The organism is Rahnella rivi (assembly GCF_019049655.1).
Lineage (GTDB): Bacteria > Pseudomonadota > Gammaproteobacteria > Enterobacterales > Enterobacteriaceae > Rahnella > Rahnella rivi.
In genome coordinates, this window is sequence record NZ_JAFMOX010000067.1 from 73,833 (window position 1) to 94,752 (window position 20,920).

Genomic DNA, 20,920 nt, shown 5'->3' on the forward strand with positions numbered 1-20,920 from the left:
ATTTCTTTATTCGTTCTGCACGCCGACCAGCATCAGTTGTGGTGGATACGTTGTTTCCTTGGTGTTAAAGGTGAAAATATTGGTGTTGTTGTTCCCGCCTGTGCTGATACAAAAAGCGATCTGCTGTTGTCCCTTTTGCTGGGCCTGTTTAACCAATGTCGTGACATCAAAATCGCGGTATTGATTTTTCTCATCCAGATACAAGGTAGAGGCCGTCTGGTAATCACAAACAGGATGATTATTCCAGGTGACGGTATTTTCATCCCAGTCCGTGGTGGTCGGGTACATATAAATTGTCATACCGCCGGTTGACGTGGTTCTTCCGCCATAAATATGGAGTTTATATTTAAACAGCGCTGTCAGCTCATCTGAATACGTCGTTGGCATTGGCGGGATCTGATATTTTAGCAATGTCATTTTTTGCGGATTATTAGTTTCTGACGTATTTTTCGTATTACCCTGTACTAATAACTGTGTGGCTGAACCAAAGTTTTTATCACTCTCTTCCTGATTACTTACATAAGTATCAGCAATAGGATCGTTATAGGCATAAGGCATATAACTTGTGCAATCATAATTATTATTCATGCAGCGTTCCGTCATAAATTTCGCCGCATCTTCTGTCCAGCCGTTGACAAAATCTCCATGCGCGGTATAAACACTGCCCCATTGTTCAAGACGCTGATCGCCGTTCATGATCGGATCCAGTGACAGCTGAACCGTTCTCAGGTCAAGAGATGTCAGCCCGGGGAACAGATAGGCGACATTCATATTTACCGTAGGAATATGCTTCGGATAATCAGCCGGGCAGGCGCCATTATTGTCAGCGTATACCGCGTTAGGCTTATGTGCCGTACCGGAAGGTTTTGCGGCGATGGTTTTACCATCCCAGCAGTTAGGGAACTGAATCCCGATATTAAACTGCAAGGTGTCTCCGTTCGCAGGCTTGGTACAGGTGCGTTCAGCGCTGCTGGAATACCCCGTGCCATCATTACATAAAAAACTAATACGCGGGTTTGGTGACGTGCCCTGGTGATTACCGGCTAAAAGTTGTAAACCGTCCGGAAATGAGGTCAGCGGGTTTTGCGGGCTGTTGACGGTCTGATAATAGGTTTTCTGATACTGAGGCCGGACTTCTGTACCATCCGGCAATTTCAGGGAAGGTGCCCAGTAAGCAGATGAGTCGGCCAGATCTGTACAGGTTGTGGTGGCTTTTTGTCGTAAGGTTGTATATGTCGATGAGGCATCTGTACTGGTATTACCGAAAAAGTCATGCCACATCGCATGCCCCGGCATATTAAACATCATAATAGCGTCATCCCCTAATGTATGAGAATAAGCACATTGCACACTGGTTTGATAATAATCAGCATGGCTGAAAAAAGGAACAACGCTCAGACTACAAATGGAAATAAATAACGCACTGGTACGTTTACGCATAAAACACCCTCAGTTAATTAAACTGCAAAGAGGCAATAAGAGAAAGATATTGCGTTCTTCACTGTATAATTCCCCTGAGGGCATTAAAAATCATACCCGCTCATTCATGAACAGCACAAATCTCATCGCGGTAAATAACATTTTATATCTGGCACACAGGGCACCAAAAAAATGGCCGGGATGACACACTGCCCTTTTCAATCGGATCGCCACACCGCTCGCACGGTTTCCCCGTCCGGCCAAAGACTTTAAATCTGAACAGTGCGCCGTGATGCACATTTTCATCCATCGTCCCGCGCGTGGCATAGGACAACCGCGCTACTGACAGGCAGGCATCCGCCAGCGCGTCCAGTTCCGCCTCTTTCAGGTCTTTGGGTTTATGCCCCGGTAACAGTTTTGCCAGCCATAAAATTTCCGCCCTCAGGTAGTTTCCCAATCCGGCGAGAAAGGCCTGATCGAGCAACATGCCGCCTAACTGACGGTTGCGAAATTTAGGGGAGAGTAAACGCTCACGAACCTGTGCAACTGTCAGAGAGGCATCGAGTACGTCAGGGCCGATACGCCGCAGGAACGGATGATTCTCTATCTCTGCCGTATCATAAATCCCAATTTCGGACGCGCTGTATAACAGGATCGCCGCATCGGTGGTTTGCAGCTGAACGCGTAATGACCGCTGGGTTTCTTTCGGTGTTTCACCGGCATTCACCACCCGCCACACGCCATAAAGCTGATTGTGGCTGTACAGGGTAAGACCGTTGGAAAAGTGCGTCAGGAGCGCTTTACCGCGTGTTTCAATGGCCGTGATTTTCGTGCCACGCAGCGCAGACTGATAAGGTTTCAACGAAGGAAAGGCAAACCAGACATCCGTAAGGGGTTTATTCACCACCGCGCGCACCAGCAGATCGGCCGCGCGGCGAATTTCAGGACCTTCAGGCATCAGTGAGTCGCACCCTCAGCAATTCGCAAATCCTGCTCGGTATGCAGCGCGATGGCGATAGTCAGTTCAAGGGCGTTCATGACAGTGTGTACTGACATACTTGGCTCGCCCGGATGCTTCGCTGCCTGCTCCGGCAAATAAGGAATATGGATAAAACCGCCCTTCACCACGTTGCAGGACGGCTGCGCCAGACGGTGCATCAGCCCGTACATCACGTGATTGCAGACATAGGTTCCCGCCGTTTGAGATACCGACGCCGGAATGCCCGATTCCCGCAGCCCGTTCACAATCGTCTTAATCGGCAGCGAAGAAAAATAGGCGGCCGGACCGTCAGCGACAATCGCTGCGTCCACCGGCTCATTCCCTTCGTTATCAGGAATACGCGCATCGTCAATGTTAATCGCCACACGCTCAACGCTAAAATCACTGCGTCCGCCCGCCTGCCCTACGCACAACACCATTTCCGGATGCACGTCATCAATCGCGGCATTCAGCGCTTCAATGGCTTTACCAAACACACAAGGCAGCTGGCGCACCACAATCTGCGCGCCCGACAACTCCAGGTCACCCAGTTGTTTCACCACTTCCCACGACGGATTGACGCGCTCGCCGCCAAAGGGTTCGAAACCGGTCACTAAGACTTTACGCATGATAGATCCTTGTTGTAGGGCAAATCGGAACCTCGTCTGGGGTCATGAGATCATTATGAATGAATTTCTATCCCTTGTTCATCAAACGCCTCACGCAACCGCATCGCAAAAGTCAGTGCGTGCTCACCATCACCGTGCAGGCAAACCGTGTCGGCTTTCACCGGCACCCAGACGCCTTCGCGGCTGAGCACTTTCTGCTGCTGAACCATCGTCAGCGTCTGCTCCAGCGCCTGTTGGTCACTGTCGATCATCGCATCGGGCTGACTGCGGGGGACCAGCGCACCGTTGCGCTGGTAGCGGCGGTCGGCGAACACTTCCTGACGCGTTTGCAGGCCCGCGCGCTCACCGGCGCGGATCAGTTCGCTGCCCGCAAGCCCCACCAGCCGCAGCGTCGGGTCGACGTCATAGACCGCGCGGGCAATGGCATCAGCGAGCACGGCGTCGGTCGCTGCCTGGTTGTAGAGCATCCCGTGCGGTTTGACATGTATCATTTTCCCGCCTTCGGCACGGGTAATGGCCGCCAGCGCGCCGAGCTGATACACCACCTGCGCATACACCGTTTCCGGCGGCAGTTGCATGGCGCTGCGGCCAAAGTTTTCGCGATCGGGAAAACTCGGGTGCGCGCCAATTGCCACGCCGTATTTCATCGCCAGGCGCACCGACTGTTGCATGGTCAGGGCGTCTCCGGCGTGAAAACCGCAGGCGATATTGGCGGAACTGACCCGCTGCAACAGCGCCTCATCATTGGCACAGCCTTCACCCAGATCGGCATTAAGATCAACGATCATACAATCCCCGCTTAATCTGTCCGATAAACAGCGACTGTTCGCGTAACGCTTTTTGCGCCTCTTCCGGCGTGCATTTCACAAAATGAATGGGCTCGCCGAGGCGGATCTGCGCCAGATTATAGAGATCGGCTTCGATCACACAGGCGATACGCGGATAACCGCCGGTGGTCTGCGCATCGGCCATCAGCACAATCGGCTGACCGCCGTGCGGCACCTGCACCACGCCCGGTAACAGGCCGTGAGACAGCATTTCGCGATCCGTTTCGCGTTTCAGCGCGCGGCCATGCAGGCGATATCCCATGCGGTTACTTTGCGGGCTCAGCTGCCATGAGGCACGCCAGAAAGCATCGCGTGATTCGGCGCTGAACTCCTGATATTCCGGCCCGGCTAATGCGCGGATACGATTGCCGAACAGCAACTGTTTGATGCCGCCGGTGCTTTTCGGTGTGTGGAAAGCATCACCGGTTGGCAGCAGATCGCCGTCCTGTAGCGCACGCCCGTTAAAACCGCCGAACTGAGCTTTCAGATCGGTGCTGCGCGAGCCCATCACTTGCGGCACATCGATGCCACCGGAAATCGCCAGATAACTGCGCATTCCGCGCGTCGGCATTTTCATCGTCAGAACCTGGCCCGGCTTCACCGCGTAACGCCAGCCGGTCCAGACGTCTTTCCCGTCGAGCTGGGCGTGGCAGCCGGCACCGGTCAGCGCTATCCAGCCTTCGCGATGAAACTCCGCGCTGAACTGCCCGAGGGTGATCTCAAGCCCTGCGGCGTCTTCATCATTTCCGGCCAGCAGGTTGGCGATGCGCAGTGCGGGGCCGTCAAGCGCACCGGACTGACTCACACCCTGCTGGCGATAGCCGTTGCGGCCCAAATCCTGCACGGTCGTAAACATCCCGGCGCGTAAAATTTTCAGCATACGCCCTCCTTTTGTGGCACGAAGCGCACGCAGTCACCGGGTAATAATAAGGTCGGCGAGGCGCGCGTGGGGTCAAACATCGCCAGCGAGGTCAGCCCGATCAACTGCCAGCCGCCGGGCGTGGCCAGCGGATAAATGCCGGTCTGGCTGCCGCCGATGCCCACGGAGCCCGCGGGCACGGAAAGACGGGGTTCGCCGTGACGCGGTGTCGCCAGCTGTTCCGGCATCCCACCGAGGTAAGGAAAACCCGGCTGGAAGCCCAGAAAATAGACGGTGTAATCAATGCCCGAATGGCATTCCACCACCTGACGCGGCGTCATACCGGTATGGCTGGCAACATTCTCCAGATCCGGGCCCTGCTTCCCGCCGTAAATCACCGGGATCTCAATCAGCCGTGATTCCGGTTCAATGGCTTCACTCTCTTCCCACCAGTTTTGCAGACGTTCAATCGCGTCCAGCGCAGAGCTCTGCGCATCGGTGAGCAGAACCGTCAAATTATTCATGCCGGGAATGACTTCGCGAACGCCAGGATAGGCCGTGCGATCCTGTAAACGTTGGGTCAGTCCCCAGATCCGCTGCTGGCTGGCCAGGGTCACTGGGGGTTCCAGCTCCAGCACTACCGCGCGTTCACCCAGCAGGTAACATCGTGCTCGTTGCACTCAGACACTCCTCAAAGAAGGGTTGTGGATCATCAAGTTATTCAGCAACTCAATATATCGGAATTTGTTTTTAGATTAAGGGTAGTTATGCGGGAAAGCGACTGATGATGTCAACTTGTCCACGGCATGTTCAGGGCGGTGAAGGTTTCCCCTGCCGCCCGCACCTGCTACTCTCGGGGGTGTTGAAGTTTTTTAGCGTTTGGATAACGCATTCTTTACATCAAGAACGTCACAACAAGAAAGGGACGACCCGTGAGAAAACCTTTAGCACTCTTTTTTCCGCTTTATACCACCACATTACTGATGCTGCTCGGTTCCGGCCTGCTCACCACTTACATCTCCCTGCGACTGTCAGCGATACACGTCAGCGGTGCCATGATTGGTGCGATCATCGCGGCTAACTACATCGGGCTGGTGATCGGCGGCAAAGTCGGCCATATCCTGATCGCCCGCGTCGGCCACATTCGTGCGTATGTCTCCTGCTCCGGCATCATCACCGCCGCCGTCCTCGGCCACGGTCTGACCGACATTATTCCGGTCTGGGTGGTACTGCGTCTGATCATCGGCCTGTGCATGATGGTGCAATATATGGTGCTGGAAAGCTGGCTGAACGATCAGGCAGAAGCGAATCAGCGCGGCGTGGTGTTTGGTTTTTACATGGTGGCATCGTATCTCGGGATGTCGCTGGGCCAGGTGGTGCTGATGCTCGACAGCGGCCTGGGCGTCAGCACGCTTATCATGATTGCGCTGTGTTTTGCACTCTGTCTGGTGCCTATCGCCCTGACCACGCGCACCAACGTCGGCCATATGTCGCCCGCCCCCATGGAGCTGAAATTCTTTATCGGCGCGATCCCTAAAGTGCTGGCGACCACCCTGGTCATCGGCATGGTTGTCGGGTCGTTTTACGGCATGGCGCCGATCTATACCAGCCAGCAATCGCTCACCACGCAGCAAACCGGTCTGTTTATGGCGCTGGCGATTTTCGCCGGTCTGCTGGCGCAGTTCCCGCTGAGCTGGCTCTCGGACCGTTATAACCGCAACATGCTGATGCGCATAAACGCGATCCTGCTGGCGGTCGCCGCCCTGCCGCTGGCGCTGCTGACTCACATCTCGTTCCCGCTGCTGCTGGGCATCGGTTTTGTGGTCAGCCTGATGCAGTTCACGCTGTACCCGCTGGTGGTCGCTCTCGCCAATGACATGATCGAACCGGAGCGGCGCGTCTCACTTTCAGCCTGTCTGCTGATGGCATTCGGCGTCGGTGCCTGTATCGGGCCGCTGGCCGTCGGCGCGCTGATGGAGCCGCTGGGTGGCAATATTCTGTACGCCTTTTTCGCGCTGTGCGGTGCCGCCATTGTGGCGCTGAGCAGGACATCGGCCAAAGAAGAAGAGACGGTGATGGCGGTGGATGCGCCGCTGCCGCATATTGCGATGCCGGACAGTCTGAGCAGTTCGCCTCTTTCTCCCGCGCTGAATCCGGCCTTTGACGAGCAGATGATTCAGGAAACCATGCCCGCGCCGGAAAACGTCACCGAACCGGTGGTGGAGGAAAGTGAAGTGGCAGCCGATGAGGAAGAAGAGAGCCCGTATCCGCCGCAGGGCGCAGACCCCGACGTCGATACCGGTTTACAGCGGGCATTTACCTTGCTTGAAGACAGCGTGCCTGATGAAACGACAGAGAAAGCGTCAGCTAAGTCAGAGACGTAAAGCTTGCCACCCGTGGGGATCCGGCCAGCGCACAGGACCGACGCGTACCAAGCGTACGTGACGGTCACCTGTTCTGCCCGGCTCCCCCATGGCAAATACGTCAGCCCTTAAGCCGGATTGTCGATGTCGATAAACATGACATCTAATCCGTGATAATCCTGAAGCCATTCGCCCAGCGCTTTCACGCCATAACGTTCCGTGGCGTGATGGCCGGCGGCGTAAAAATGCAGCCCCATTTCGCGGGCAATATGAATGGTTTGCTCGGAAACTTCACCGCTGATGAAAGCATCTACACCAAAGTCTGCCGCCTGCTGAATGAACCCCTGACCACCGCCGGAACACCAGGCGATGCGACGGATCTCATCCGGCCCGCCCTGCGCGCTGTGCAGCACTTTGCGATCCAAAATCACTTCCATGCGCTGACGTAATGCTTCACCGGACAGCGGCTTTTTCAGTTCGCCATAAGGCACCAGCGGCATCACTTCCCCCTGCACATCAATGCCAAACAACTCCGCCAGCTGCGCGTTGTTGCCCAGTTCGGGGTGCGCATCGAGCGGTAAATGATAACCGTATAAATTGATGTCATTGACCAGCAGGGCTTTCAGCCGGTTGCGCTTCATTCCGCGCACCACCGCCGGTTCATTTTTCCAGAAATAACCGTGGTGCACCAAAATCGCATCGGCTTCCACCGCAATCGCCGCATCCAGCAGATCCTGAGAGGCCGTCACGCCGGTGACCACGCGCTGCACGTTACGACGCCCTTCGACCTGCAGGCCATTCGGCGCGTAATCATGGAAATTACTGACATCCAGTTTCTGGTTAATCAGGGCTTCGAGCTGGAGATTGTTCATGGTGTTCGGCTTCTCACATAGGGACGATTCTCACGATGATAACCGACATTTCCCCAATGCCCCAAATGCCCGCTGTCTGCCGGCGGGTCTTCTGAGATCCACTGACATTCACGGATTGAAATAAAAAAGGGAAACGTGGCCGTTTCCCCTTCCCTGCGTTTACAGCTCGAGCCTGTCGCCCTGCTGCATCCGCACAAACTTCACGCCCAGATTGTTGCCTTTTTCCAGCTGCGCCATGATCTCTTTTTCAGGATCCGCGCCCGCTTTCAGGCTCGGTTTTACATGGCTGATAATCACCGTCAGGTCTTTCAGCGAACCGTCGCCGCCCGCATGTTGTTGCAGGCTCGCCAGCTCTTTCAGCAGCCAGTGCGGTGTGAGATGGCCATACAGTTTGCTGTCAGGAACATCGTCAGGATAGGAGGTTTCGATGATCAGCCCTTTCAGGCGTTTGGCTTTGATTTCGCTGCCCAGCACGCGCCAGACGGTGTCCAGATTCTTCGATTTTTCCACTTCGTCCGGGCCGGTATCCCCGAAGAAGGCAAACGACTGATTGTTGCGGCTCACCAGAATCATGCTCGAAGACGTACCGCCGTGGCTGAGCGGATAAATATTGCCGTCAAGCCCCGTCAGGCCGAGGGAAAAACGTTGTTCAGGGCGCTGTAAGTTCAGGCGATACGTGCCGATGCGCAGACCGCTGCCAGAGTCGGTGAAGTTCGGCCAGACGCGGCCATTGAAATAATGCTGACGCAGGGTGCCGATGGTGTCGGCGGTGCCATAAATGGGTTTTTTACTGTCTTCCGGCGAGCCGATGATCAGCCCCGCCAGATGGTCGAGATGTCCGTGGCTGATAAAATATCCGCCGATCAGGTTGCGGAACACGGCACCCTGCGGGGTCAGCGGCGCGGCATTTTCAGCCGTCACCTGAGGGAAACTGCCCTTCTCCAGCGCCTTACGGATCCCCGGCATCACCGAACCGGCATCCAGCCCGAGGTACAGTTTTTGATCGTCACTGCGCACCAGATACGACGTCAGATTGCCCTCTTCGACACCTCCGTTGACGCCCAGCGCAACCACATCAAAGGCCGCCATGGCCTGGCTTGCCCAGCACGTCAGCATCAGCGCCAGCAGGTGTTTGTTCATCACATCGCTCCTTGTCGTGGTGATTAGCAAAAGGTCAGTCTGACCGGTTTTTTGCCGCCTCAAACGCCGCCAGCGTGTCTTTTCGCGCCCGTGCGTGATCAATAATCGGCAACGGGTAGTCTAGCACGCGATGTTGTTTTTCTGCCCAGCGATGGGGCTGATGAATGTCTTTTTCCGGCACGTCCGACAATTCTGGTACCCAGGCCTTGATAAATCGTCCGGCTTTGTCGAAGCGTTCGCCCTGCGTTGTCGGGTTAAAAATTCGGAAATAAGGTGCGGCATCGGTACCGGTTGACGCGCCCCACTGCCAGCCGCCGTTGTTCGCCGCCAGATCCCCGTCGAGCAGTTGCGACATAAAATATCGCTCGCCTTCACGCCAGTTAATCAGCAAGTCCTTCACCAGAAAACTGGCGACAATCATACGTAGCCGGTTATGCATCCAGCCCGTGGCATTGAGCTGACGCATGGCGGCATCCACAATCGGGTAACCGGTTTTGCCGTCTTTCCACGCCTGTAATTCGTCCGGGGCATGACGCCAGCGCACGCCGTCTGTCCAGGCCACAAAGGGCTGATGCTTGCAAAGCTTCGGCCAGGCAACAATCAGGTGACGGTAAAACTCGCGCCACACCAGTTCGTTCAGCCAGCCAAACGCGCCGCCGTCGGTTCTCTCCAGCACCTGCGGGCACTCAGTGCGCAAACGGTTAAGGCACTGGCGCGGAGAAAGCACGCCAATCGCCAGATACGGAGACAGAGAACTGGTGCCATCGACCGCCGGTAAATCGCGCTGTTCGAGATAATCCTGCACGCGTTCACGGCAGAAACTGCGCAGCTGATTGCGCGCCGCTTCCTCGCCAATGGGGAAAGCGTCGTCGATGTTTTCCAGCGGATAGTCAAAGGGCATCAGCTTATGCAGCACCGTTTTCTGCCCATGTTCACGCGCTTTCGGCGCAGGCAAAGAGCGGCTGTCGGACTCGGTCAGGCGGGATAAAAATGCCCGGCGAAACGGCGTGTAGACTTTGTACATTTCGTTATTGCCGGTGGTGACAGAACCCGGCGGCAACAGCAGGCTGTCGTCAAATGCGCGGCACAAAACATCTGCGCTCAGGGTTTTCTCCAGCGCCTCATCACGCAGCCGTTCATTGATTTCATACTGTTTATTGTAAAACAGCGCATCCACCTGTTCGCTGGCACAAAAATCCTTCAGCCAGCTGACGCTCTGCGCAAAATCATCACACTGGTGATAATGCAGCGGGATCCCGCGCTCAGCCAGCGCATGTTGCAGCGCCTGAAGATGCTGATAAATAAACGCAGCCTGACGCGGCGCCATCTCATGCTGTTTCCACTGTTCAGGCGTTGCGACAAAAACGCCAATGACGCGCGCCTGCGGGTCTTCACAGGCGGCGTGTAACGCGCGGTTATCGGTTATCCGTAAGTCATTTCGGAACCAGACTAAATGCGTGGTCATACGTTTCCTTTTAATGTCCGTATCGAAGTCTTAACGCTTCCGGGTAGGGCTCGAAATATCGCTGCCCTGCCAGGTATTCATCCGGATATTCCGACATGTAATGTTTAAGCAAAGTGATCGGCGCCAGTAGCGGCTGCATGCCCTGACGGTAACGGTCAATCAGACCCGCCAGTTCCTGACGCTGTGCCGAACTGAGCTGTTTGCGGAAATAGCCCTGCACATGCATCAGCACGTTGGTGTGATTACGACGGGTGGCTTTGTGATTAAGCAGTTTCATGAGCCGCTGACGGTATTCGATGAAGTAGTCTTCAAGGGATGTCCATTCGGCCATGGCGGCGACAAAACGCCCCAGCTCACGGTATTCAGGCTGAGAATGGGCCAGTAAAGAGAGTTTGTAACGGCTGTGAAACGCCATCAGTTTGCCGCGCGTCAGGCCGCTTTCACGCAGCTGATTCAGCTCGAACAAGGTAAATACGCGCTCGACAAAATTCTCGCGCAGCACCGGATCGTTGAGCCGCCCGTCTTCTTCCACCGGCAGCCACGGATGCTGTTTCATCAGTTCAGCGGTGTAGATCCCCACACCGCTTTTCTTCGCATCTTTACCGTTGGCGCTGTACACCCGCACGCGTTCCATGCCGCAGCTTGGCGATTTGGCGCAGACGATGTAGCCGCAAAGCGCGGTCAGAGGGGCGACGCGCGTCTCGGAATAGCTCTGCATCTTTTCAGTGATATCAATGGTTTCGTCATTGCTGAAACGCATGGCAACGCCGTCATCCATTCTGACCAGCCGCAGCGCAGGGCGCGGCGTCGGCAAGCCAATCGCCATTTCAGGGCAGATCGGTTCAAAACGCACATACGGCGCCAGTTGCTCCACCGCGAATGCCAGCCGTTTATGCCCGCCATCGAAGCGGACCCTGTCGCCCAGCAGGCATGCACTGATGCCAATGGGAATCGTTTTAGTCATTGTCAGCTCCGGACGTTGAAAGAGGAAAAGGAGGTGCCCGTAACTCATCACCTGTAGGTATAACCTTAGCACAAGTTATACATAAAAATAATGTTGTACAGGTTTTATCGCGGGCAATAAAAAACCCCGCTGTGAAAGCGGGGTTTCCTGGGTTTCTCAGCCTGCGAAGGGGAGAGGCCGGGAGGGGGCTAACTCAATAAAAATCTTGTGTCGCCATTTCAGCGTGGGTCAGCCAGACCGGTTTGTCGCTGGTTTTCATCCAGACGCGGTGTAAATAGCTGTAAAAACGGGCGCGGTCAGCGCGGAACAGCATGACCGGCAGAGCCAGCACACCGGCTGCGATAACAAAAGCGCGGCGGGCCAGTATGCGGGTCATTGTATATGGCGTGTAATCATTCATGGCGTTGCTCCTGTCATATTTTTCGGAAACTGTAATTGGCGAAAAATATACCGCAATTGATGAAATTTTACCACTCATCTGACCACTGTTAAGTGTAAATATTCGCCACTTTTGGCCTGCAGGTGTAATTGAGTTACAGAATGGTTAAATAAATACGCAATTTAGGTTTCTTTTGGGTTTCATTTTTTGCGCATTTTTATACTTTTTTTACACGTTGGGCCGCTTTCTTTTCAGGATCTTTTCCCGCCTTTCCTTATTCTCGCCACAACATAAAAACACACCTGTGGAGGTGGATTGTGAGTGTTGGCGTAATCTGCGGCGCATTACTGGTTCTTCTGCTGCTCGGCTATCTGGTTTATGCCCTGCTGAATGCGGAGGATTTTTAAATGGCTGCAACCGGATTCTTACTGATTGCCAGTTTTATGCTGGTGCTTTTGCTGCTGGCAAAACCACTGGGTAACTTTATTGCACAACTGATTGAAGGACAGCCCGGCGCATTTATTCAGCGCATAGAAAACGGTGTTTTACGCACGTCTGGCAGCAGCCATGCCGAAATGACCTGGTGGCAGTACGCGCTGGCGATCATGGTATTTAACATTCTGGGCATTGTTGTCCTGATGGCCATGCTGATGTCGCAGGGCGCGTTGCCAATGAACCCGCAGCATTTTGGCGGGCTGTCATGGGATCTGGCGTTTAACACGTCGGTGAGTTTTGTCACCAACACCAACTGGCAGGCCTACAGCGGCGAAAGCACGCTGAGCTATTTCAGCCAGATGGTCGGGCTGACTGTGCAGAACTTCCTCTCTGCCGCGACCGGTATTGCCGTGGCGTTTGCCCTGATCCGCGCTTTTGCGCGCCCTTCAGCGCAGACCCTCGGTAACGCCTGGACGGATTTATGGCGCATCACGCTGTATCTGCTGCTGCCGGTGTCGTTCCTGCTGGCGCTGTTTTTCGTCAGCCAGGGCGTGCTGCAAAATTTCGAAGCGTATCAGCACATCACCACGCTGGAAGGTCTGCAACAGACGTTGCCGATGGGGCCGGTGGCGTCTCAGGAAGCGATCAAAATGCTCGGCACCAACGGCGGTGGTTTCTTCGGTGCCAACTCCGCCCATCCGTTTGAGAACCCGACGGCACTGACCAACATGGTGCAGATGCTGGCGATTTTCATCATCCCGTGCGCGCTGTGTTTCGCGTTTGGCCGCGTGGTCGGCGACAACCGTCAGGGCCACGCGCTGGTCTGGGCGATGTCAGTGATTTTCGTGGTTTCCGTGGTGGTGGTGATGTACGCCGAACTCCAGGGCAATCCGCACTTCACCGCGCTCGGTGCCAGCAGCAATGTCAATATGGAAGGTAAGGAAAGCCGCTTCGGCATTCTGGCCTCCAGCCTGTATGCGGTGGTCACAACGGCTGCGTCGTGCGGTGCGGTTAACGCCATGCACGATTCCTTTACCGCGCTCGGCGGCATGGTGCCGATGTGGCTGATGCAGATTGGTGAAGTGGTATTCGGCGGCGTCGGTTCCGGCCTTTACGGCATGCTGCTGTTCGTGCTGCTGACGGTGTTTATCGCCGGGCTGATGATTGGCCGCACACCGGAATATCTCGGTAAGAAAATCGACGTTTACGACATGAAGATGACGGCGCTGGCGATCCTGGTGACGCCGACGCTGGTGCTGCTCGGCACCGCGCTGGCGCTGGTTACCGATGCCGGTCGCGCAGGGATTTTAAACCCCGGCGCCCACGGTTTCAGTGAAGTGCTGTACGCGGTGTCTTCCGCCGCCAACAACAACGGCAGCGCGTTTGCCGGGCTGAGCGTTAACACGCCGTTCTACAACCTGTTGCTGGCAACCTGCATGTTCTTCGGCCGCTTCGGGGTGATCATTCCGGTGCTGGCGATTGCCGGTTCGCTGGTGGCGAAAAAGCGCCAGCAGGCAGGCAACGGCACCCTGCCGACGTCCGGCCCGCTGTTTATCGGCCTGCTGGTCGGCACCGTGTTGTTGGTCGGCGCACTGACCTTTATTCCGGCGCTGGCGCTGGGGCCGGTGGCGGAACATTTGCAAGTCTGGTCAGCACAGTAATGCTGCGTAACTCGTTGAACTGATGAATATAGAGACTAAAAAGATGAGTCGTAAACAACGTGCGTTATTTGAACCCCGTCTGATCCGCACTGCCCTGCTGGATTCGGTGAAAAAACTGGATCCCCGCGTTCAGTGGCGCAATCCGGTGATGTTCGTGGTGTATCTGGGCAGCATTCTGACCACGCTTATCTGGCTGGCGATCCTGATGCATCGCACCGATGGCAGCGCGGCTTTTACCGGCAGCGTGTCGCTGTGGCTGTGGTTCACCGTGCTGTTTGCCAACTTCGCCGAAGCGCTGGCGGAAGGCCGCAGCAAGGCGCAGGCGCAGAGCCTGAAAGGGGTGCAGAAAACCAGCTGGGCGAAGAAGATCTACGAACCGCGCCCTGAATCGCCGGTGATCAAAGTCGCCGCCGATACACTGCGTAAAGGCGACTACGTGCTGATCGAGGCCGGTGACACCGTGCCGTGCGACGGTGAAGTTTTGGTCGGCGGCGCATCGGTGGATGAAAGCGCCATTACCGGCGAATCCGCGCCGGTGATCCGCGAATCCGGCGGCGACTTCTCCTCGGTCACCGGCGGGACGCGCGTGCTGTCTGACTGGCTGGTGGTCGAGTGTTCGGCGAACCCCGGCGATACCTTCCTCGACCGCATGATTGCCATGGTCGAAGGCGCGAAACGCCGCAAAACGCCAAACGAAGTGGCGCTGACCATTTTGCTGGTGGCGCTGACGCTGGTGTTCGTGCTGGCAACGGCCACGCTGTACCCGTTCTCGCTGTTCAGCGTGGGCGCCAGCCATGCCGGTATTCCGGTGACCGTCACCGTGCTGGTGGCGCTGCTGGTGTGTCTCATTCCAACCACCATAGGCGGCTTGTTGTCGGCGATCGGCGTGGCGGGCATGAGCCGCATGCTGGAAGCCAACGTCATCGCCACCAGTGGCCGTGCGGTGGAAGCCGCGGGTGACGTGGATGTGCTGCTGCTGGATAAAACCGGCACCATCACGCTCGGTAACCGCCAGGCATCGCAGTTCCTGCCCGCGCCTCAGGTGACGGAACAGGAACTGGCCGATGCCGCGCAGTTATCGTCGCTGGCCGATGAAACGCCGGAAGGCCGCAGTATCGTGGTGCTGGCGAAGCAACGCTTCAACCTGCGCGAACGCGACATTCATTCGCTGAATGCGACCTTTGTGCCCTTCTCCGCACAAACCCGCATGAGCGGCGTTAACGTCGGTGAGCGCAGCATCCGTAAAGGCGCGGTCGATGCGATACGTCGTCACGTGGAATCCAACGGCGGCACCTTCCCGAAAGCCGTCGATGGCCTGGTGGAAAACGTTGCGCGTAAAGGCGGCACGCCGCTGGTGGTGGCGGAAGGCGGGAAAGTGCTGGGCGTGGTGGAGCTGAAGGATATCGTCAAAGGCGGCATCAAGGAACGCTTTGCCGAGCTGCGCAAAATGGGCATCAAAACGGTGATGATCACCGGGGATAACCGTCTGACCGCGGCGGCGATTGCCGCTGAAGCGGGCGTGGATGATTTTCTGGCAGAAGCCACGCCGGAAGCCAAACTGGCCCTGATTCGTCAGTATCAGTCGGAAGGCCGTTTAGTGGCGATGACCGGCGACGGGACCAACGACGCCCCTGCGCTGGCGCAGGCTGACGTGGCGGTAGCGATGAACTCAGGCACCCAGGCGGCGAAAGAAGCCGGGAACATGGTCGATCTCGATTCCAACCCGACCAAGCTGATCGAAGTGGTGCACATCGGTAAACAAATGCTGATGACGCGCGGATCGCTCACCACATTCAGTATCGCCAACGACGTGGCGAAGTATTTCGCCATCATTCCGGCGGCGTTTGCGGCCACCTATCCGCAGCTGAATGCGCTGAACGTCATGCACCTGACGTCGCCGTCTTCGGCCATTATGTCAGCGGTCATTTTCAACGCGCTGGTGATTGTGTTTCTGATCCCGCTGGCGCTGAAAGGCGTGAGCTATAAAGCCATGAGTGCCGCCGCGCTGCTGCGCCGCAACCTGTGGATTTATGGCGTCGGCGGTCTGCTGGTGCCGTTTGCCGGTATCAAGCTTATCGACATGATTCTGACCGTTTTACATCTGAGCTGATTTTGAGGAAGACCACTATGTCCGTAACAAAAATGTCCTATGTCCGTCCGGCTCTGGTGATGACGGTTCTGCTGACGCTGGCGACCGGCGTGGCGTATCCGCTGCTGACCACCGGCGTTTCCGAGCTGGTGTTCCGCGCGCAGGCGATGGGTTCGCTGATGAAAGACAGCGGCAATAAAGTGATTGGCTCACAGCTCATCGGGCAGAATTTTACCCGCAATGATTACTTCTGGGGCCGCCCTTCTGTCACGTCTGATTCGCCGTATAACCCGATGGCCTCGGCGGGCAGTAATCTGGCAGCCAGTAACCCGGCGCTGGATCAGGCGGTGAAAGACCGCGTGGCGGCGCTGCGCAAAGCCAACCCGCAAAGCCCGGCGACGGTACCGGTGGATCTGGTGACTGCCAGCGGCAGCGGGCTGGATCCGCAGATTTCCGTTGAGGCCGCGCAATGGCAGGCACCGCGCATTGCCACCGCGCGCGGACTGCCACTGGCGCAAGTGAATAAATTGATTGATGATAATACATCATCACCGCTGATAGGTTTCCTCGGCCCCGACGTGGTCAACGTGCTCGGGCTGAACCAGGCGCTGGATGCACTGAAAGCTCAATAAGGAAAATATGACTGACGATCGCCCCGATCCTGACAGCCTGCTGGCGCTTGCCAATGAGAAGCCGCGCGGGCAACTGAAAGTCTTTTTCGGCGCCTGTGCGGGCGTCGGAAAAACGTTCGCCATGTTGCAGGAAGCACAGCGCCTGCGCGCCACCGGCCTCGACGTGCTGGTTGGCGTGGTGGAGACCCACGGACGGCAGGAAACGCAGGCACTGCTGCCGGGGCTTTCGCTGTTACCGCCAAAACGCATTCAACATCGTGGCCGTCAGGTGCATGAATTTGACCTCGACGCCGCGCTGGCCCGCCGCCCTGCCCTGATCCTGATGGACGAACTGGCGCACAGCAATGCCGCCGGTTCGCGCCACCCTAAACGCTGGCAGGATATCGAAGAATTACTCAATGCCGGTATCGACGTTTTTACCACCGTGAACGTTCAGCATCTGGAAAGTCTGAACGACGTGGTCAGCGGCGTCACCGGCATTATTATTCGCGAAACGGTTCCCGACCGTTTGTTTGATGACGCCAGCGAAGTGGTGCTGGTGGATCTGCCTCCCGATTCCCTGCGTCAGCGCCTGAAAGAAGGCAAAGTTTATATTCCCGGTCAGGCCGAGCGCGCCATCGAACACTTCTTCCGCAAAGGCAATCTGATTGCCCTGCGCGAACTTTCCCTGCGGCGCACCGCCGATCGCGTTGACGATCAGATGCGCGAATACCGCGACGATCAGGGTGTCAACCGCATCTGGCATACCCGCGATGCGCTGCTGTTGTGCATCGGGCACGGCGGCGGTAACGAGAAACTGGTGCGCGTCGCTTCACGGCTGGCGGCGCGTCTTGGCTGTGTCTGGCACGCGGTGTATGTCGAAACCCCGCGTCTGCACCGTTTACCGGAAGGCCAGCGCCGGGCTATTTTGCATTCGCTGAAACTGGCGCAGGAGCTGGGCGCAGAAACCGCCACGCTTTCCGAGCCACATGAAGAACAGGCGATTTTGCGCTACGCCCGCGAGCACCGTCTGGGCAAAATCATGATGGGTCGCCGCCGTGAAAAACGCTGGAAGCCCGGCGGCAGTTTTGCCGACAAGCTGGCCGATATCGGGCCGGATCTTGATCTGATTATTGTCGGGCTGGAAGATTCCCCGGCATCACCGGCGCGCAAAGAACAAGATTCACGCACTTTCGCCGACCGGTTCAGCCGCCAGCTGTGGGGCTGTTCGCTGGCCGTGGCGCTGTGCGCAGTGATTACGGTGATGTCGCAGTGGCTGGTGCCGACCTTCGATCAGGCCAACCTGGTGATGGTGTATCTGCTCGGCGTGGTGGTCGTTGCGTTGTTTTATGGCCGCTGGCCGTCGGTGCTGGCGGCGGTGATTAACGTCGTCAGCTTTGATCTGTTTTTCGTACAGCCACGCGGTTCGCTCGCCGTGACTGACGCGCAATATCTGGTGACCTTCGGCGTGATGCTGCTGGTCGGGATCCTGATCGGTAATCTCACCGCCGGGGTACGTTATCAGGCACGCATCGCCCGCCACCGCGAAAAACGCGCCCAGCATTTGTATGAAATGTCGAAAAGTCTCAGTCAGGCGCTGACGCCGGAAGCCATCGCGCAAACCAGCCGCCACTTTATCTCCTCCAGTCTGCACGCGAAAACCGCCATTCTGCTGCCGCAGGAAAATGGCGAACTGGCGCAGCCCGCCGGAGAGGTCACCGCTATCGTGGTAGACGACGCGATCGCCCGCTGGAGTTTCGACAAAAAACTGCCAGCCGGCGCGGGTACTGACACCCTGCCCGGCGTGCCGTACCAGCTGCTGCCGCTGGTCGCTTCAGGAGAATCGCGCGGACTGCTGGCGGTCGAACCGCCGAGCATCCGCCAGTTACTGGTGCCGGAACAGCAGCGCCTGTTGCAGACCTTTACCGTGCTGATTGCCAATGCCCTCGAACGTCTGCATCTCGCTGCCCGCGCCGAATCCGCCCGGCTGGAAACCGAACGCGAGCAACTGCGCAACTCGCTGCTTTCGGCGCTTTCTCATGACCTGCGCACGCCGCTGACGGTGCTGTTCGGGCAGGCAGAAATCCTGACGCTGGATCTGGCGTCGGAAGGCTCGAAGCACGCGCCGCAGGCCAGCCAGATCCGCCAGCAGGTGCTGAGCACCACGCGGCTGGTGAACAATCTGCTGGATATGGCGCGCATTCAGTCCGGTGGATTTAATCTGCGCAAAGAGTGGCAGTCGGTGGAGGAAATCACCGGCAGCGCGCTGCGGATGCTGGAACCGGTGCTGGCGCACGACAACATTGAGATCGATTTGCCGAAGGAAATGGTGCTGGTAAGTTGCGACGCCAGCCTGATCGAACGGGTGCTGATCAATCTGCTGGAAAACGCCCATAAATATGCCGGAACGGGCGCGACGATCGGCATTAAAGCCACGCCGTTCGACGAATGGCTGGAGATTGAAGTCTGGGATAATGGCCCCGGCATTGCGCCGGGCAGCGAACACATCATCTTTGAGAAATTCGCGCGCGGAAACAAAGAGTCGGCCATTCCCGGTGTCGGTTTGGGATTAGCCATATGTCGTGCCATTATTGAGGTGCACGACGGACGGATCTGGGCTGAAAACGGCCCGAACGGCGGTGCACGTTTTCGTTTCAGGTTGCCGCTCGAGGCGTTGCCGGAGATGGAAAGTGACATGGAATCAGACATCAATGAGGTATCGTGAGCGCATCCCCGGTCAATATTTTAATTGTTGAAGACGAAAAAGAGATCCGCCGCTTTGTGCGCACGGCACTGGAGGCGGAAGGCCTGCGGGTGTTTGAAAGTGAAACGCTGCAACGCGGGCTGATTGAGGCCGGAACCCGTAAACCGGATCTGATCATTCTCGATCTCGGTTTACCGGACGGTGACGGCCTGACCTATATCCGCGATTTACGCCACTGGAGCGCTATCCCGATTATTGTGCTGTCGGCCCGCACCAGCGAAGAAGACAAAATTGCGGCGCTGGATGCCGGTGCCGATGATTTCCTCACCAAGCCGTTTGGCGTCGGTGAACTGCTGGCGCGGGTTCGCGTGGCATTACGCCGCCATGCGGGCAGTGCGCAGGAAAGCCCGCTGGTGACGTTTGCGGATGTGACGGTGGATTTGATCAACCGGCGCGTGCAGCGTAACGGAGAAGATTGTCATCTGACGCCGATTGAGTTTCGCCTGCTGGCCGAACTGCTGGCAAACAGCGGAAAAGTCATTACTCAGCGTCAGTTACTGAGCCACGTCTGGGGCCCGAATTATGTCGAACACAGCCATTATCTGCGCATCTACATGGGGCATCTGCGCCAGAAACTGGAAGCCGACGCCACCCGACCACGTCATTTACTGACCGAAACCGGCGTGGGCTATCGTTTTATGCCTTAGGCTGGTCAGTTTCCGGTTTGGCTTCGCCAAATTCGGCTTCCAGGCTTTCTGCCGCCTGCTGCAAAATCGCACTGACCCGCACCACCTGCTCCGGCGTTAAATCTGCCCGCATCATGTTGCCGCGCAGCGCGTGACGCAGGCGGTGCATCGCGTCGTGAATCCCCTCTGCCAGATTGTTTTCACGCGGACGCTGCGCCCCCGCCAGACGGGCAAAAATCGCATCGACTGCCTCCTGATGTTGCGCCAGTTCCACTTTGCCGGCGTCGGTGATCTGATAGCTTTTACGGCCATTACCGGTGGCGACAGGCTCGAGGAAATCCTGCTCTTCCAGCAGCGTCAGCGTCGGGTAAATCACGCCAGGGCTTGGCACGTAAAGGCCTGAAGAGGCTTCTTCGATGGCTTTGATCAGCTCATAGCCGTGGCTCGGCTTTTTCGCCACCAGCGCCAGCAGCACGCGGCGTAAATCACCGTGTTCAAACAGACGATGTACTCCGCGCTCACCACGCCCCCCGCGGCGACCTTCGCCACGTCCGCGACGCTCATGCCCTTCTTCACTGCGTTCTTCACCACGATGACGTCCATCACGGCGTAACATGTGGCGTTCGCTGTGATCGCTGCATTCTGATTCATGGCGGCAATGACCGCGATGCCCTTCTTCCCGGCTACCGTGACCGCGATGACGGCCTTCAAACATTTTACTAAACATAATGTAAGTCCCATTTAGATATATCGAATTATTTCGATATATCTAAACTAGATCAGTTTTTCGACACTGGCAAGCAGGAATGCGCATTTAGATATATCTTTTTTTATCTGA

The 20,920-nt window shown here is 56.8% G+C and carries 19 protein-coding genes; 7 read left to right on the forward strand and 12 right to left on the reverse strand.

The genetic code is table 11. The features are described from left to right. Positions 1 to 6: 6 nt before the first annotated feature. The 6 genes from J1779_RS23430 to pxpB form a co-directional block, all read right to left on the reverse strand. Entirely contained in the window at positions 7 to 1,440 is a 1,434-nt protein-coding gene (locus J1779_RS23430) for a CBM96 family carbohydrate-binding protein (RefSeq protein WP_217204920.1), read from the reverse strand. Between the two features lie 142 nt (positions 1,441 to 1,582). Then, on the reverse strand, positions 1,583 to 2,377 hold the full coding sequence (gene nei, locus J1779_RS23435; RefSeq protein ID WP_217204921.1) for an endonuclease VIII: 795 nt from the start codon (positions 2,375 to 2,377) through the stop codon (positions 1,583 to 1,585). Further along, a complete protein-coding gene (gene pcp, locus J1779_RS23440) occupies positions 2,377 to 3,027 on the reverse strand; it encodes a pyroglutamyl-peptidase I (RefSeq protein WP_056771620.1) in 651 nt (216 codons plus the stop codon). Before pcp ends, nei begins: the two co-directional genes overlap by 1 nt. 53 nt (positions 3,028 to 3,080) lie before the next feature. After that, entirely contained in the window at positions 3,081 to 3,815 is a 735-nt protein-coding gene (gene pxpA / locus J1779_RS23445; RefSeq protein ID WP_217204922.1) for a 5-oxoprolinase subunit PxpA, read from the reverse strand. Further along, positions 3,805 to 4,734, reverse strand: coding sequence for a 5-oxoprolinase subunit PxpC (gene pxpC / locus J1779_RS23450; RefSeq protein ID WP_217204923.1), 930 nt, complete (start codon positions 4,732 to 4,734; stop codon positions 3,805 to 3,807). Before pxpC ends, pxpA begins: the two co-directional genes overlap by 11 nt. Continuing rightward, complete coding sequence (gene pxpB, locus J1779_RS23455) at positions 4,728 to 5,393, reverse strand: 5-oxoprolinase subunit PxpB (protein WP_056771611.1); 666 nt, start codon at positions 5,391 to 5,393, stop codon at positions 4,728 to 4,730. The genes pxpC and pxpB overlap by 7 nt, the downstream gene beginning before the upstream one ends. Before the next feature lie 303 nt (positions 5,394 to 5,696). On the opposite strand from pxpB, the gene J1779_RS23460 reads away from it, so the two are divergent. Beyond that, positions 5,697 to 7,097 (forward strand): MFS transporter, encoded by a 1,401-nt coding sequence (locus tag J1779_RS23460; protein WP_238485294.1) that lies wholly within the window; start codon positions 5,697 to 5,699, stop codon positions 7,095 to 7,097. A gap of 107 nt (positions 7,098 to 7,204) precedes the next feature. On the opposite strand, the gene J1779_RS23465 is transcribed toward J1779_RS23460, so the two are convergent. The 5 genes from J1779_RS23465 to J1779_RS23485 all read right to left on the reverse strand — a co-directional run bounded on the left by J1779_RS23465 (position 7,205) and on the right by J1779_RS23485 (position 11,917). After that, positions 7,205 to 7,948: a type 2 GTP cyclohydrolase I gene (locus J1779_RS23465; protein ID WP_056771606.1), complete on the reverse strand. Its 744-nt coding sequence runs from the start codon at positions 7,946 to 7,948 to the stop codon at positions 7,205 to 7,207. A gap of 159 nt (positions 7,949 to 8,107) precedes the next feature. Continuing rightward, a complete protein-coding gene (locus J1779_RS23470; protein ID WP_217204925.1) occupies positions 8,108 to 9,088 on the reverse strand; it encodes an MBL fold metallo-hydrolase in 981 nt (326 codons plus the stop codon). Between the two features lie 34 nt (positions 9,089 to 9,122). Further along, positions 9,123 to 10,553, reverse strand: a complete 1,431-nt coding sequence (gene phrB, locus J1779_RS23475) for a deoxyribodipyrimidine photo-lyase (protein WP_217204926.1) — start codon at positions 10,551 to 10,553, stop codon at positions 9,123 to 9,125. Between the two features lie 10 nt (positions 10,554 to 10,563). Then, positions 10,564 to 11,517: a YbgA family protein gene (locus J1779_RS23480; RefSeq protein ID WP_056771599.1), complete on the reverse strand. Its 954-nt coding sequence runs from the start codon at positions 11,515 to 11,517 to the stop codon at positions 10,564 to 10,566. A gap of 193 nt (positions 11,518 to 11,710) precedes the next feature. After that, positions 11,711 to 11,917 (reverse strand): YbfA family protein, encoded by a 207-nt coding sequence (locus tag J1779_RS23485; protein WP_056771596.1) that lies wholly within the window; start codon positions 11,915 to 11,917, stop codon positions 11,711 to 11,713. A 296-nt stretch (positions 11,918 to 12,213) separates the two neighbouring features. Here J1779_RS23485 and J1779_RS25680 point away from each other — a divergent pair, with 296 nt between their 5' ends. From J1779_RS25680 to kdpE, 6 genes are read left to right on the forward strand one after another with little or no spacing between them, the layout of a single operon-like run. Beyond that, positions 12,214 to 12,303: a K(+)-transporting ATPase subunit F gene (locus J1779_RS25680; RefSeq protein ID WP_071823630.1), complete on the forward strand. Its 90-nt coding sequence runs from the start codon at positions 12,214 to 12,216 to the stop codon at positions 12,301 to 12,303. Next, positions 12,304 to 13,992: a potassium-transporting ATPase subunit KdpA gene (gene kdpA, locus J1779_RS23495; protein ID WP_217204927.1), complete on the forward strand. Its 1,689-nt coding sequence runs from the start codon at positions 12,304 to 12,306 to the stop codon at positions 13,990 to 13,992. 43 nt (positions 13,993 to 14,035) lie between these two features. Next, positions 14,036 to 16,102 carry a potassium-transporting ATPase subunit KdpB gene (gene kdpB / locus J1779_RS23500; protein WP_056771591.1) on the forward strand — a complete coding sequence of 689 codons (2,067 nt, stop codon included), beginning with the start codon at positions 14,036 to 14,038 and terminating at the stop codon, positions 16,100 to 16,102. A 17-nt stretch (positions 16,103 to 16,119) separates the two neighbouring features. Further along, a complete protein-coding gene (gene kdpC, locus J1779_RS23505; RefSeq protein WP_056771588.1) occupies positions 16,120 to 16,713 on the forward strand; it encodes a potassium-transporting ATPase subunit KdpC in 594 nt (197 codons plus the stop codon). 7 nt (positions 16,714 to 16,720) lie between these two features. Next, on the forward strand, positions 16,721 to 19,417 hold the full coding sequence (gene kdpD, locus J1779_RS23510; RefSeq protein WP_217204928.1) for a two-component system sensor histidine kinase KdpD: 2,697 nt from the start codon (positions 16,721 to 16,723) through the stop codon (positions 19,415 to 19,417). Next, positions 19,414 to 20,103 carry a two-component system response regulator KdpE gene (kdpE, locus tag J1779_RS23515; protein ID WP_056771582.1) on the forward strand — a complete coding sequence of 230 codons (690 nt, stop codon included), beginning with the start codon at positions 19,414 to 19,416 and terminating at the stop codon, positions 20,101 to 20,103. Before kdpD ends, kdpE begins: the two co-directional genes overlap by 4 nt. Here kdpE and J1779_RS23520 read toward each other — a convergent pair. Further along, entirely contained in the window at positions 20,093 to 20,809 is a 717-nt protein-coding gene (locus tag J1779_RS23520) for a PadR family transcriptional regulator (RefSeq protein ID WP_183846204.1), read from the reverse strand. The genes kdpE and J1779_RS23520 overlap by 11 nt on opposite strands. Between the last annotated feature and the right edge of the window lie 111 nt (positions 20,810 to 20,920).

What these genes read in the sequence shown, in the direction of transcription:
- J1779_RS23430 (WP_217204920.1), bottom strand. Translation starts at nt 1,440, where the DNA reads ATGCGTAAACGTACCAGTGCGTTATTTATTTCCATTTGTAGTCTGAGC.
- nei (WP_217204921.1), bottom strand. Translation starts at nt 2,377, where the DNA reads ATGCCTGAAGGTCCTGAAATTCGCCGCGCGGCCGATCTGCTGGTGCGC.
- pcp (WP_056771620.1), bottom strand. Translation starts at nt 3,027, where the DNA reads ATGCGTAAAGTCTTAGTGACCGGTTTCGAACCCTTTGGCGGCGAGCGC.
- pxpA (WP_217204922.1), bottom strand. Translation starts at nt 3,815, where the DNA reads ATGATCGTTGATCTTAATGCCGATCTGGGTGAAGGCTGTGCCAATGAT.
- pxpC (WP_217204923.1), bottom strand. Translation starts at nt 4,734, where the DNA reads ATGCTGAAAATTTTACGCGCCGGGATGTTTACGACCGTGCAGGATTTG.
- J1779_RS23460 (WP_238485294.1), top strand. Translation starts at nt 5,697, where the DNA reads ATGCTGCTCGGTTCCGGCCTGCTCACCACTTACATCTCCCTGCGACTG.
- J1779_RS23465 (WP_056771606.1), bottom strand. Translation starts at nt 7,948, where the DNA reads ATGAACAATCTCCAGCTCGAAGCCCTGATTAACCAGAAACTGGATGTC.
- J1779_RS23470 (WP_217204925.1), bottom strand. Translation starts at nt 9,088, where the DNA reads ATGAACAAACACCTGCTGGCGCTGATGCTGACGTGCTGGGCAAGCCAG.
- phrB (WP_217204926.1), bottom strand. Translation starts at nt 10,553, where the DNA reads ATGACCACGCATTTAGTCTGGTTCCGAAATGACTTACGGATAACCGAT.
- J1779_RS23480 (WP_056771599.1), bottom strand. Translation starts at nt 11,517, where the DNA reads ATGACTAAAACGATTCCCATTGGCATCAGTGCATGCCTGCTGGGCGAC.
- J1779_RS23485 (WP_056771596.1), bottom strand. Translation starts at nt 11,917, where the DNA reads ATGAATGATTACACGCCATATACAATGACCCGCATACTGGCCCGCCGC.
- kdpA (WP_217204927.1), top strand. Translation starts at nt 12,304, where the DNA reads ATGGCTGCAACCGGATTCTTACTGATTGCCAGTTTTATGCTGGTGCTT.
- kdpB (WP_056771591.1), top strand. Translation starts at nt 14,036, where the DNA reads ATGAGTCGTAAACAACGTGCGTTATTTGAACCCCGTCTGATCCGCACT.
- kdpC (WP_056771588.1), top strand. Translation starts at nt 16,120, where the DNA reads ATGTCCGTAACAAAAATGTCCTATGTCCGTCCGGCTCTGGTGATGACG.
- kdpD (WP_217204928.1), top strand. Translation starts at nt 16,721, where the DNA reads ATGACTGACGATCGCCCCGATCCTGACAGCCTGCTGGCGCTTGCCAAT.
- J1779_RS23520 (WP_183846204.1), bottom strand. Translation starts at nt 20,809, where the DNA reads ATGTTTAGTAAAATGTTTGAAGGCCGTCATCGCGGTCACGGTAGCCGG.